The organism is Kribbella sp. NPDC003505, assembly GCF_040610875.1.
GTDB lineage: Bacteria > Actinomycetota > Actinomycetes > Propionibacteriales > Kribbellaceae > Kribbella.
The window spans coordinates 712,537-724,615 of the sequence record NZ_JBEXNA010000002.1 but is presented as its reverse complement, the minus strand read 5'-3'; the positions used below and the strand labels follow the sequence as shown (position 1 = coordinate 724,615).

The 12,079-nt window shown below is 68.0% G+C and carries 12 protein-coding genes; 7 read left to right on the top strand and 5 right to left on the bottom strand.

Annotated elements, in window-relative coordinates; all coding sequences use genetic code 11:
• The first annotated feature begins 242 nt into the window (after positions 1–242).
• Positions 243–587, top strand: a complete 345-nt coding sequence (locus tag ABZX12_RS07895; protein WP_355690892.1) for a hypothetical protein — start codon at positions 243–245, stop codon at positions 585–587.
• Positions 588–618: 31 nt separating this feature from the next.
• Positions 619–942, top strand: a complete 324-nt coding sequence (locus ABZX12_RS07890) for a hypothetical protein (protein ID WP_355690891.1) — start codon at positions 619–621, stop codon at positions 940–942.
• A 289-nt stretch (positions 943–1,231) separates the two neighbouring features.
• Here ABZX12_RS07890 and ABZX12_RS07885 read toward each other — a convergent pair whose 3' ends face one another.
• Positions 1,232–1,738: a hypothetical protein gene (locus ABZX12_RS07885; RefSeq protein ID WP_355690889.1), complete on the bottom strand. Its 507-nt coding sequence runs from the start codon at positions 1,736–1,738 to the stop codon at positions 1,232–1,234.
• A 118-nt stretch (positions 1,739–1,856) separates the two neighbouring features.
• Positions 1,857–2,231, bottom strand: coding sequence for a hypothetical protein (locus ABZX12_RS07880; RefSeq protein WP_355690888.1), 375 nt, complete (start codon positions 2,229–2,231; stop codon positions 1,857–1,859).
• A 703-nt stretch (positions 2,232–2,934) separates the two neighbouring features.
• On the opposite strand from ABZX12_RS07880, the gene ABZX12_RS07875 reads away from it, so the two are divergent.
• Complete coding sequence (locus ABZX12_RS07875; RefSeq protein ID WP_355690886.1) at positions 2,935–4,071, top strand: site-specific integrase; 1,137 nt, start codon at positions 2,935–2,937, stop codon at positions 4,069–4,071.
• Positions 4,072–4,084: 13 nt separating this feature from the next.
• Here the strand turns inward: ABZX12_RS07875 and ABZX12_RS07870 are convergent, their stop codons facing one another.
• Positions 4,085–5,395: an acyl-CoA dehydrogenase family protein gene (locus ABZX12_RS07870; RefSeq protein WP_355690885.1), complete on the bottom strand. Its 1,311-nt coding sequence runs from the start codon at positions 5,393–5,395 to the stop codon at positions 4,085–4,087.
• A gap of 85 nt (positions 5,396–5,480) precedes the next feature.
• Here ABZX12_RS07870 and ABZX12_RS07865 point away from each other — a divergent pair, with 85 nt between their 5' ends.
• The 4 genes from ABZX12_RS07865 to ABZX12_RS07850 are packed head-to-tail and all read left to right on the top strand — an operon-like array spanning position 5,481 to position 9,757.
• Positions 5,481–6,269 (top strand): TetR/AcrR family transcriptional regulator, encoded by a 789-nt coding sequence (locus ABZX12_RS07865; protein WP_355690883.1) that lies wholly within the window; start codon positions 5,481–5,483, stop codon positions 6,267–6,269.
• Complete coding sequence (locus ABZX12_RS07860) at positions 6,266–7,543, top strand: acetyl-CoA C-acetyltransferase (RefSeq protein ID WP_355690882.1); 1,278 nt, start codon at positions 6,266–6,268, stop codon at positions 7,541–7,543. The genes ABZX12_RS07865 and ABZX12_RS07860 overlap by 4 nt, the downstream gene beginning before the upstream one ends.
• A gap of 8 nt (positions 7,544–7,551) precedes the next feature.
• Complete coding sequence (locus ABZX12_RS07855) at positions 7,552–8,898, top strand: 3-oxoacyl-ACP reductase (protein ID WP_355690880.1); 1,347 nt, start codon at positions 7,552–7,554, stop codon at positions 8,896–8,898.
• Between the two features lies 1 nt (position 8,899).
• The gene (locus ABZX12_RS07850; RefSeq protein WP_355690878.1) at positions 8,900–9,757 is read left to right on the top strand and encodes a MaoC/PaaZ C-terminal domain-containing protein; all 858 of its coding nucleotides are present in this window, start codon (positions 8,900–8,902) and stop codon (positions 9,755–9,757) included.
• Between the two features lie 44 nt (positions 9,758–9,801).
• Here the strand turns inward: ABZX12_RS07850 and thrS are convergent, their stop codons facing one another.
• Both thrS and ABZX12_RS07840 read right to left on the bottom strand, forming a co-directional pair.
• Complete coding sequence (thrS, locus tag ABZX12_RS07845; protein ID WP_355690876.1) at positions 9,802–11,109, bottom strand: threonine--tRNA ligase; 1,308 nt, start codon at positions 11,107–11,109, stop codon at positions 9,802–9,804.
• 89 nt (positions 11,110–11,198) lie between these two features.
• The gene (locus ABZX12_RS07840; RefSeq protein ID WP_355690875.1) at positions 11,199–12,044 is read right to left on the bottom strand and encodes an acyl-CoA thioesterase II; all 846 of its coding nucleotides are present in this window, start codon (positions 12,042–12,044) and stop codon (positions 11,199–11,201) included.
• Between the last annotated feature and the right edge of the window lie 35 nt (positions 12,045–12,079).

Sequence of the window (12,079 nt, the reverse complement as noted above, 5' to 3'; positions counted from 1 at the left end):
CATCCGGTGCGTCTATCGGCACCGCCGATAGGTCGGCTCGATGAGCACAGCCTGTAGTGGTGGCCACCCTCACAGCGCCATGGTGTGGATACAGAGCGTTACGAAGACCCGACAAAGGACGCCCACCATGACGACACCACTGTTCATCGTGACCTGCCTGGCTGCGGTCCTGATGATCGCAATGATCACCGACCTGCTGCGAGACCTGTCCGGCCGGAACGAATGACGCGGCGGTGGGACAGATGACTAGCACTCTTCCAGGCACGGATCACCACGAGCGGGGCGACGCCATGCGGGCGTACGGCTACATCCGGAAGCACTTCCTCATGAACGATATCGAGTTGGCCAACGCTCGGAGGCTCATTGTCGACGCCGCTCGGACTCGCGGTGCGGAACTTGTGGCGATTCACATCGAGGAGATCGAGACATCGCCCGAGGCCTTCCACGATCTGCTCGCAGTCGTGATGCAGGAAGTGCAGCGAATGATCATCACGCCCGACGTGCAGCATCTGGAGGTCGCCGGCGACCCGTCGTCAGTACGACAGCGACTGGAGTCCAACGGCATCACAATCGTGGCCGCCGACTAGGCACCTCGACCACAAGGAACGAGTGCTGCATATGCCGGCCACGCCAGCCCTCGGATTCGTCTCGATGTCGTTCGTGCGCAATACCGGCGAGCTCCTTGCGATCCGTCGGCAGTTGAAGGCGTTCGCGACCGAGCACGGGCTGCAGCTCACCAAGGTGTACGTCGAAGAGCCCGGGCCTCCCAGCGCGGCGTTCGACCTTCTCGAATCGCTTCTGCAGGCCGACGGACAACCTCTCGTCGTGCCGACACTGCACCACCTCGCCGTACTTGGGAACCCGGTGCAGATCAGAGACCACCTCCGCCACTGCACCCACGAGGTCCTGATCGCCACCAAGCCGGCGGAGCGGACGTGCTGAGGGGACATCCGTCGTTCTCCTCAAGTCCCCTGCACCCCGCGTCCGTTCCGCCGCTCCACCAGGAGCGCTGCCCGATCCACCTCACTGAGTCAGGCGGCGTTTCCGCCCCGAAGCTGCGTCCGCTCGGCGCCCCTGCGCCTGAGCGGACGCAGCGCGACGCACGGTCGAGCGCAGACCCGCGGCTAACCGTTCGGTTGATCCTGTTTCAGCGGAAAGCGCCCGACGGGCATGAGACGCGAGCTGACTTGGTGATCTCCGAACAGACGCGCAACCTGCCGATTCGACGTCGCTAATCGAGGGTCCGCGACGATGGGCGGCCGTACGTAACGTCCAGAACCCCGCGGAACTCGATCGGTACCGCGCTTTGGGCCCGTACCGCTGCCAGCGCTGTCTGTGGCGCCTTGGAGCTGAGCGTAATCCCCACACCAGAGAAGTCATGGCTCGGCCCCGCCGAAGTCAAGACACCCTTGTTGGCATCCATCAGCGATCTGGCGCCGGCCACAAGCTCGGCCCTGCTGTAGGCCGCCTTGCGGATCGTCACCGGCACTGGCTGACTCGCCACGACTTGCTGCAGCTCAGCCGGAGGATCGCCTTTCCAATAGACCACGACGGTCTTGTGGTCAGCGAGAATGCGAACGCTGCCCGCGTTGGTGTCGGGATTCTCGGTGAGCCACTGCATCACTGCTTGAGCCGCTTCGTCTTCGGGCGTTGGCTGAACTTCCCCGAGGACCGGGCCTTCAGGGTCCTTCGGAACCTTGGCACCCGCCTCGTGCGAGCTCACGTCGCTATCACTCATGGACTCGACTCCTTCCGGTACGACGGTTCGCTGCCTCCCGGTAGTCCCTGGAATCCACTTGCTGATCCGCGACAAGCTAGAAGTCTGGCGGCCACCCGGGGCGCCGACGTTGCCGTCTCTATCGAGCCCGCCGTCCTTCCCGCCCTAGGTCGGCTTCGGCCTGAAGCAACGGGCCACCGAATCTACGTGTCGCGTCGATCCAGTCCGGCCCGAGAGTCCATGGCACTACCCGGATGACGGCCGCGTCTACGATATCGGGATCGGAGCTGTCCAGGAGTTCTTCGAGGAAGCGGTAGCACTGCTCGATGCGGGCTACGTCGTTGGACTGGATGGCCGGATGAAACACGGGGTGAAAGAAGCCCACCGATACGTAGGAAAACATCGCGGGCCCGACGACGTCCTGCCCGTACATCTCGATGACCTCCGCGACGGAGTCCCGCGCATCGGGAAACTCGGACACGATCCGGGCACCGATGTTGTGGCCTGTGATCACCGTTCGATCCTAAAGCGCGGTCCGACGCAGAGCTCCCGAGATTACGTCCGGACTGCCGCGATCCGTGCCTTCGACTGTCGCAGATCACCTGGCGGCCAAATGTCGTGCATCAGGCGACCGAGGACATCCCCGCTAGTCCCTCACGACTCCGGGATGACGGGGCCGATAGAGCCGACTATGTCGGAGTGGGTCCGGGGTGCGGCTTCCCGCGACCGCCTTGACACCCACCGGAAGCTTCGTGCTGACGGGCTTAGTAAGGCGACCTACGAACGCGCCTACTAACAGCGGCCTCGGGTCGACCCGGACGACCCTGGACATTCCGTTAGATCGGTAGGCGAGTCCATGCGCACGGTGGTCGGGGGTGGACGGTCTGAACTCGACAGCGCTCAAGTCCGCACGCGACTAAGTCGTCGCGAACCATCGCCGTACGCCCGGACAGCGGTCGATTCTCTCCACACTCCAAACGTTGAGCTGCGCACATCGACGCGATGGAGGTGCGGCATGGCCTACGTGAAGGATCAGTGGACTCGGGCGGTGAAGGAGGCCGACGGAACGGCTGGGCGGGTTCGCACTGCTAAGTGGGGGCGCGGGAAGCGGTGGTTGGCGGGGTGGGTGGATCCGGAGGGGCGGGAGCGGTCCAAGGCGTTTGGGACGAAGACGGCTGCGGAGCGGCATGGGGCTGCGATGGAGACGGATCGGGAGCGTGGGGAGTACATCGATCCGGAGGCAGGGAAGGTTCGGTTTGAGGAGGTTGCCGGGGAGGTGGCTTGCCTCGCGGGTGGTAGATCCAGCGACAGCTATGAAGTACGAGTCTTCTCTGCGGTTGCACGTCATACCTGTGTTTGGGCGGCGGCAGTTGCGGACGATCAAGCCTTCTGAGATTGCGGCATGGGTGGCGGGGCTGGATGCGCGGTTCGGGGCGTCTACGGCGCGTACGGCGTACCTGGTGTTGCACGGGACGTTGGAGGTTGCCGTTGATGATGAGGCGATCAAGCGGAATCCGGCGAAGGCGCGAGTGGTCAAGGTGCCGGCGGAGAAGGGCGGGAAGACCGCCGCCTGGAGCGACGAGGTTGGGCTGCGGATCGTGGAGCGGCATCCGCCGCAGTACAGGCCGATCGCCTCGATCGGTGCTGCGTGCGGGCTGCGGCAAGGTGAGCTATTCGGGCTCGCTGAGGAAGACGTCGACTTCGACGAGATGGTCATCCACGTCCGCAGGCAGGTGAAGAAGCTCGGGAGGGAGTTCGTCTTCGCGCTACCCAAGAATGACACCGAGCGGACTGTGCCGATGTCAGAAGGTGTAGCCGTGATGCTCAGGGAGTACATCGAGAGCGCGAAGCCGCGGGCCTACACCTTGCCGTGGGAGAAGGTCGACGGGAAGCCGCACACGGTCAACCTGCTGTTCCGCTGGACTGACGACAAGCACATCCGGGCGCGGACGTACGACGAGCTGGTGTGGAAGCCGGCTCTCTTCCACGCAGGCGTCATACCAGAGCCGACGAAGAGCGCGCGCGGCAGGCGGCAGTACTTCTCCAGTCGCGAGAACGGCATGCACGCACTCAGGCACTACTACGCGAGCATCACGCTGGCGGACGGCGTCAACATCAAGGAGTTGGCGCAGTACCTGGGGCACGGCGATCCCGGATTCACCCTGCGGCTGTACACCCACATGCTGCCTTCGTCGCACGAGCGAGCGCGGAAGGCCGTCGACTCGCGGCTGTCCCGTCTATTCTCGATGGAATCTCACGGAGCTGTGACGGGGCTGGCCGCCGGCCGGTCCCCCGCAACCCGCTGGGAGCCCGACGGCGGCCAGTCTCTCGATGACCCTGGAATCAGCCTGTGACCTGCGGAAACGTCTACCGGATGCGCATGCCGGAGATCGCGCGGGCGATCACCAGGCGCTGGATCTCCGACGTACCTTCGAAGATGGTGTAGATCTTGGCGTCTCGGTGCATGCGTTCGACCGGGTATTCGCGGGTATAGCCGTTGCCGCCCAGGATTTGGATGGCTTGTTCGGTGACGTGGACGGCTACTTCGCCGGCCTTCAGTTTGGCCATGGAGCCTTCGCCGTGGCGGTAGTCGGGGGTTTCGCCGCGCATGAGGGCGGCGGACATGTTGGCGGCGCGCCAGACCAGGAGGCGGGCGGCGTCGATTTCCATCGCCATGTCGGCGAGTTTGAAGGCGATGCCTTGGTTGTCGACGATCGGGCGGCCGAACTGTTCGCGGGTCTTGGCGTAGTCGAGAGCGACCTCGTACGCGGCGCGGGCGATGCCGACGGCTTGGGCGCCGACGATGTGGCGGGTCATCTCGAAGGTCGCCATGGAGGCATTGCGGCCGGTGGACGCTCCAGCCGAACGCGCGCGGGCGAGGCGCTCGTCCAGCTTCTCCTTGCCGCCCAGAACGTTGGCGGCGGGGATGCGGACGTTGTCGAAGAAGACGTCCGCGGTGTGCGAGGCGCGCAGGCCGTGCTTCCGCAATTTTGTGCCCTGTTCCAGGCCGCGGACCTCGGACTTGGGTACGACGAACGCGGCCTGGCCCTTGGTGCCCAGCGACGGGTCGACGGTGGCGACGACGACGTGGATGTCGGCGATGCCGCCGTTCGTGGCCCAGGCCTTCTGCCCGTTGATGACCCACTCGTTCGAACGCTCGTCGAAGACGGCGCGTGTACGGATCGCGGACACGTCCGACCCTGCCCCCGGCTCCGAGGAGCAGAAGGCGGCGACCCGTACGTCGTCGGGCGTGCCGTAGCAGCGGCCCATCCACTGGCTCCACTGCTCGGGCGTGCCGTTGGAGAAGATCGCGGACGAGGCCAGGCCGGTGCCCTTCAGCGACATCGCGATGCCGGCGTCGCCCCAGAACAGCTCCTCGTGGACGAGCGGCATCAGCAGGCCGCTGGGGTCGACGAAGAGGTTGACGTTCGTGTCCAGGCCGTAGATCCCGACCTTGGCGGCCTCCTGGATGATCGGCCACGGCGTTTCCTCGCGCTCGTCCCACTCGGCCGCGGCGGGCCGGATGACCTCGGCGGCGAAGGTGTGGGCCCAGTCGCGGATCTCGCGCTGCTCGTCGTTGATCGCCAGCGAGAACGTGTTCCACTCGGGCTTGGAGCGCTCGGCGCCGAGCTCGCCGGCCAGCGCCATCACGTCTGCGGACACCACAGGGTCGCTCATCAACCATCCTCACGAATCCGGGAAGTTACCGACGAGTGTAACTGTCGTTTGCACCAATGGGTACCACTGTGGCTAAGATCGACGTATGAGCTCCGCGCTGCTCGCGATCGGACGCCGCCGGACCACGGCGGAGCGTCGTCGCGACCGGGAGCGGGACATCATCCGCGCGACCCGCGAGCTGTTCGACGAGCGCGGCACGATCGACGCTCAGATCGACGATATCGCCAAGCGGGTCGGGATCAACAAGGCCCTGATCTATCGGCACTTCGCCGGCAAGGAAGAGCTGTTCGCGCTCACGCTGGTCGACTACCTGGCCGAGCTGGACGAGCAACTGCAAGAAGCCGACAACCCGCGCCGCGCGCCGCTCAACCGGCTGAAGGCGCTGAGCGAGACGTTCGTCGACTTCTGCCTGGACTACCCGGCGTTCACCGACTGTGCGATGAGCCTGCTGCGCAGGACCGGTGAGGAGCTGTTCGGAGAGATCACCGAGCCGGTGATGATCAAGCTCGGTACGGCGATGGCGGCCGCGCTCGACCGGATCGCGAAGGTCCTGGAGGCGGGCCAGCGCGCCGGGGTCTTCGACGAGGTCGACACCGCCTACCTGGCGAACCACCTCTACACCCAGACGCTCGGATCGTTGCACATGGCAAGGGTCGGGCTGATCGTGTCGGGCAGCCGACCAGGGCACCCGGTGGTGCATCATGCCGACGTCGGCACCGTCCGCTCGACGGCGATCACCGCCACGCTCGCCACCGCGGTGGGCCGCAAGGCCCTGAACCAGAAGACGGTGAACCACAAGACCGCGGCCAGAACAAGCAGTACGACGAGCACCAGGACAACCACCCGCTCCGCTAGAGCAGGAGAGACATCGTGACCGAACCGCGCAAGGTGGCCGTGGTCGCCGGCAACCGGATCCCCTTCGCCCGGCAGGACAAGACCTACCGGCACGCCTCCAACTCCGACATGCTCACCGCCGCGCTGAACGGTCTGGTCGACCGCGCCGGCCTGGGCGGTCAGGAGGTCGGTGAGGTCGTCGCCGGCGCGGTCCTCAAGCACGCCCGCGACTGGAACATGGTGCGCGAGGTGGTCCTCGGGTCCAAGCTGGCCCCGACCACCCCGGCGTACGACATCCAGCAGGCCTGCGGCACCGGGCTGGAGGCGGCGATCCTGGTCGGCAACAAGATCGCGCTCGGCCAGATCGACGCGGGCATCGCGGGCGGCGTCGACACGGCGTCCGACGCCCCGGTCGCGGTGAACGACCGGCTGCGCAACATCCTGCTCGACCTGAACCGCGCGAAGACGTACCCGGACCGCCTGAAGGTGCTGGCCCGGGTCCGCCCGAAGGACGTCGTACCGGAGATCCCCCGCAACGCCGAGCCGCGCACGCGCAAGTCGATGGGCGAGCACGCGGCGCTGACCGCGCTGGAGTGGGGCATCACCCGCGAGGCGCAGGACGAGCTGGCCCTGCGATCCCACCTCAACCTCGCGAAGTCGTACGACCGCGGCTTCCAGGACGACCTGATCACGCCGTACCTGGGCCTCGAGAAGGACCAGAACCTGCGGCCTGACACCACCCTGGAGAAGCTCGCGAAGCTGAAGCCGGTCTTCGGCAAGGGCGAGACGGCGACGATGACGGCCGGCAACTCGACGCCGCTCACCGACGGTGCCTCGACGGTTCTGCTGAGCACCGACGAGTGGGCGGAGCAGCACGGGCTGCGCCCGCTCGCGTACCTGACCCACTCCCAGACCGCCGCGGTCGACTACGTGAAGGGCGCCGAGGGTCTGCTGATGGCCCCCGCGTACGCCGTACCGCGGATGCTGGCCAGAGCGGGGCTGAGCCTCCAGGACTTCGACTACTACGAGATCCACGAGGCGTTCGCGTCGCAGGTGCTGTCCACCCTGAAGGCGTGGGAGGATCCGATCTTCTGCAAGGAGCGGCTCGGCCTGGACGCGCCGCTCGGGGAGATCGACCGGGACAAGCTGAACGTGAACGGCAGCTCGCTCGCCGCGGGCCACCCGTTCGCGGCGACCGGCGGGCGGATCGTCGCCGCGCTGGCCAAGCAACTGGACGAGAACGGTGGCGGCCGCGGGTTGATCTCGATCTGCGCCGCGGGCGGCCAGGGTGTCGTCGCCATCCTCGAGAAGTAGGAGCTGAGATGACGGATCGCTACCAGACCTTCACCCGGACGCCGCTCGGCAAGACGCTGGTGAAGAACCTGGGTCTGCCCGACCCGCTGCCGCTGCCCCGCTGGACCGAGGGCGCACCGGTGATCGACGGGCCGGTCGTCTTCGGCGCGATCGGCGAGACCGACGCCGGCAAGGCGGTTCAGGCGCTGCTGCGCGACATCGGTGCCGCGTTCAGTACGGCGACCGAGGGCGTCGCGTCGAGCGAGATCCGGCCGAAGGCGCTGGTCTTCGACGCGACCGGGGCGGCCTCGACCGCGGACCTGACCAGCCTGCAGCGCTTCTTCTCGCCGCTCGTCCGCCAGCTGGCTCCGGCCGGCCGCGTCATCGTCGTCGGCCGTACGCCGGAGCTCGCGAGTTCCCCCGAGCAGCAGGTCGCGCAGCGCGCTCTCGAAGGCTTCACGCGGAGCCTGGCCAAGGAGGTGAAGCGCGGCGCCACGGTCAATCTCGTGTACGTCGCCCCGGACGCACACGAGCAGCTCGACTCGACGCTGCGCTTCTTCCTCTCCCCCAAGTCGGCGTACGTCGACGGCCAGGTCGCGCGGATCGGCACCGGTCCCCTGGTCAGCAACGACCCGACTCGGCCCCTGAGCGGCCGGGTCGCCCTGGTCACCGGCGCGGCTCGGGGCATCGGCGCGAGTATCGCCGGCACCCTGGCCCGCGACGGCGCGACCGTGATCGGCGTCGACGTACCGCAGAACGCGGACCCGCTGCGCAAGGTGATCTCCCGGATCGGCGGCACCGAGCTCCTCCTCGACGTCACCGCGGTCGACGCGGCGCAGCGGATCGCGGCGCACGCGCAGGAGCAGCACGGCGGTCTCGACATCGTCGTCCACAACGCGGGCATCACCCGCGACCGGCGGCTGGTCAACATGCGCACCGACGCCTGGGACGCCGTACTCGACGTGAACCTCCGCGCGCCGGAGCGGATCACCAAGCACCTCGTGGATTCCGGAGCACTGCGCGACGGCGGCTCGATCATCGGGGTGTCGTCGATGGCCGGGATCGCCGGCAACAACGGCCAGACGAACTACGCCACCTCCAAGGCCGGCGTGATCGGTCTGGTGCAGGCGCTGGCACCGGTGCTCGCCGAGCGGCAGATCCGGATCAACGCCGTCGCGCCCGGGTTCATCGAGACCGAGATGACCGCGAAGATCCCGTTCGCGATCCGCGAGGTCGGGCGGCGGATCAACTCGCTGCAGCAGGGCGGCCTGCCGATCGACGTGGCCGAGACGATCGCCTGGTTCGCCGATCCGGCCTCGGCCGGGGTGACCGGCAACGTCGTCCGGGTCTGCGGCCAGAGCATGCTGGGCGCCTGACATGCCGACCCGACGGTACGACGACTCGCCCGGCCTCGGCTCGCTGTACGCGCGAACCGTCAAAGCCACCCTGCGGCGCGCCGACTACGAGCCGGACGAGGACGGGCTGACGCTCGAGCTGCCCCGGTCCGCGATCGACCAGGACCACCTCCAGGCCTACCGGGAGGTCACCGGCTTCCAGGCCGGTCCGGCGCTGCCCCCGACGTACCCGCACGTGCTCGCGTTCCCGCTGCACCTGGACCTGATGTCCGACCCGTCGTTCCCGTACAAGCCGATGGGGATCGTGCACCTGTCCAACACGATCACGCAGAAGCAGCCGATCCCGCTGCACGCCGAGCCGGCGATCCGCGTGCACAGTACGCCGGAGCGCCCGCACCCCAAGGGCACCGTCTTCGACGTGATCAGCGAGATCTTCGTCGGCAACGAGCTGGTGTGGAGCGATCTCACCACGCTGCTCAGCCGCTCGTCCGGGACGCCCGACGCGCACGCCGACCTGCTGCCCGACCCGGTGCTGAGCCCGACCGCATGGTGGGACCTGCGCGGCAACCTCGGCCGCCGGTACGCCGCGGCGTCCGGCGACCGGAACCCGATCCACCTGTTCAAGCTGACCGCGCAGGCGTTCGGGTTCCCGCGCCAGATCGCACATGGCATGTGGGCCAAGGCCGCCGCGCTGGCGTCGATCCAGCGGGCCGGCGAGCTGCCGGACGCCTTCACGGTCCGCGTGGACTTCCGTAAGCCGCTGCTGCTCCCGTCCCGCGTCGGGTTCGGCCACCAGCAGTCCGGCAAGACGGTCGACTTCGCGCTGTACGACGAGGGGCACGACGTGACGCATCTGATCGGGCAGCTGCAGGCGACCTGAACCTGCAGGCCATCACAATCGCGCTCCTCGGCGGGCGTTCACGCTCACACCTCCTCGGCGCGGGCCATTGCGATGGCCTGGGGCTCCGCCTCGCCGCGGATCCGGTCCAGCACGGCACCGATGGGCGCGGGCTCCCACCGGCTGCCGTCGCGCTTCCGGACCGCCAGCGCACCGGCCGCGGCCTCGCGGGCGCCGATGACGGCGGCGTACGGCGCGAGCCGGTTCTCGCGGATCCGGGCACCGAGACTGCCCTCGTCCGCGTGCGCGACCTCGACCCGCAGCCCGCGATCCGACGCGCGCCGCGCGACCTCGACGGCGAGCTTCTCCTCGTCGTCGGAGATCGGCAGGACGACGAGCTGGACCGGCGCCAGCCACGCCGGGAACGCGCCGCCGTGCACCTCGATCAACTGCGCCATCGCGCGCTCGATGCTCCCCACGATCGCCCGGTGCACCATCACCGGCCGGTGCTTGTTGCCGTCGGCACCGATGTACTCGAGGCCGAACGCGGCCGGCTGGTGGAAGTCGATCTGGACGGTCGACAGGCTGAACTCCCGGCCGGCCGAATCCTCCATCTGGATGTCGATCTTCGGCCCGTAGAACGCCGCGTCCCCCGGCGCGTCCTCGAACGGAACGCCCGCGTTCTTCAGCACCTCACGCAGGATCTCGGCAGCCTCGGCCCAGCTGTCCGCGTCACCGACGTACTTGCTCGACGGGCTGTTGAACTCCGCGTCGACAGCAGGCAGCGCGAGCACGTAGCGCGAGGCGCTGATGCCCATGTCCGCGTACGCCTGGTTGATCAGGTCCAGCGCCGAGGCGGCCTCGGAGGCGACCTGGTCGAGCCGGCAGAAGATGTGCGCATCGTTCAGCTGCATCGCGCGGACCCGGCTGAGGCCGCCAATCGCGCCCGACAGCTCGGCGCGGTACTGTCCGCCCAGTTCGGACATCCGCAGTGGCAGTTCGCGGTACGAGTGCGAGCGGGAGCGGAACATCAGGGCGTGGTGCGGGCAGATGCTCGGCCGCAGGACCAGTTCCTCACCGCCCATCTCCATCGGCGGGTACATGTCGTCGTGGTACTTCGCCCAGTGGCCGGAGATCTCGTACAGCTCCTTCTTGGCGAGCACCGGCGAGTACACCTGCTGATAGCCGGCTCTTCGCTCGACCTCGGCGATGTAGCTCTCCAGCGCGCGGCGTACCGCGGCGCCCGCGGGCAACCAGTAGGGCAGACCCGCGCCGATCAGCGGGTCGGAGTCGAACAGGCCGAGTTCGCGGCCGACTTTGCGGTGGTCGTACATGGTGGTCTCCTCGTCTGAGAAGGGGCGAGGGACCGCGGGAACGACGAAGCCCCGGGGCACTCGCCCCGGGGCTTCGGTCGACAGTCAGGTGTCAGCGCGCCGGGACAGACTCCGGCGTCGTCGTCACTACTGCGCGCTTGAACACGTTTCTACGTTAGCAGATCGGAGTCGAGACCGACGGGACGGATGAGTCCCTCCTGCGCGACCGAGGCGACGAGGTTGCCGTGCTCGGTGTACAACCGGCCGGTGGCGAACCCTCGAGCTCCGGAGGCCGACGGCGAGGACTGGTCGTACAGAAGCCACTCGTCGGCGCGGAACGGGCGGTGGAACCAGAGCGCGTGGTCGAGCGAAGCGGGCTGCACGCGGCGGTCGCCGATCACGATGCCGTGCGGGAGCAGACTCGCGCCGAGCAGCGTCAGGTCACTGGCGTAGGCCAGCACGCAGGCGTGCAGCGCCGGATCATCCGGGAGCTTGCCGGCGGCACGGATCCAGAACTGGCGACCGGTGACACCGGCCAGCCGCACGTCGAGCGCCGCCCACTCACGATCCCAGTCGGCAGCCGGCCGGCCCGACTGCGCTTCCAGGACGGTCGCCAGCCGCGGCGCCTCCTCCGGCGGTACGGCGTCGTCGGGCATCGGGTCCTGGTGATCCAGGCCGGGCTCCGGCCGCTGGAACGACGCGGACATGTAGAAGATCGGCTTCCCGTGCTGCGACGCCACGACCCGGCGGCTGCTGAAGGACCCGCCGTCGCGCGTCGGCTCCGCTCGGTACACGATCGGCACCGACGTGTCACCGGCGCGCAGGAAGTATCCGTGCAGCGAGTGCACGACGCGCTCGGGGTCGACGGACCGCGCGGCCGCCGCGAGCCCCTGGCCGAGCACCTGTCCGCCGAACACCCGCTGCATCGAGGTCTGCGGCTGACGCCCACGGAACAGGTCGACGTCGATCTTCTCCAGGTCGAGCAGCTCGACCAGATCCTCCAACGACTCAGGCATGCCTCATCCTGACAGCATCAGCCGCCACATACCGC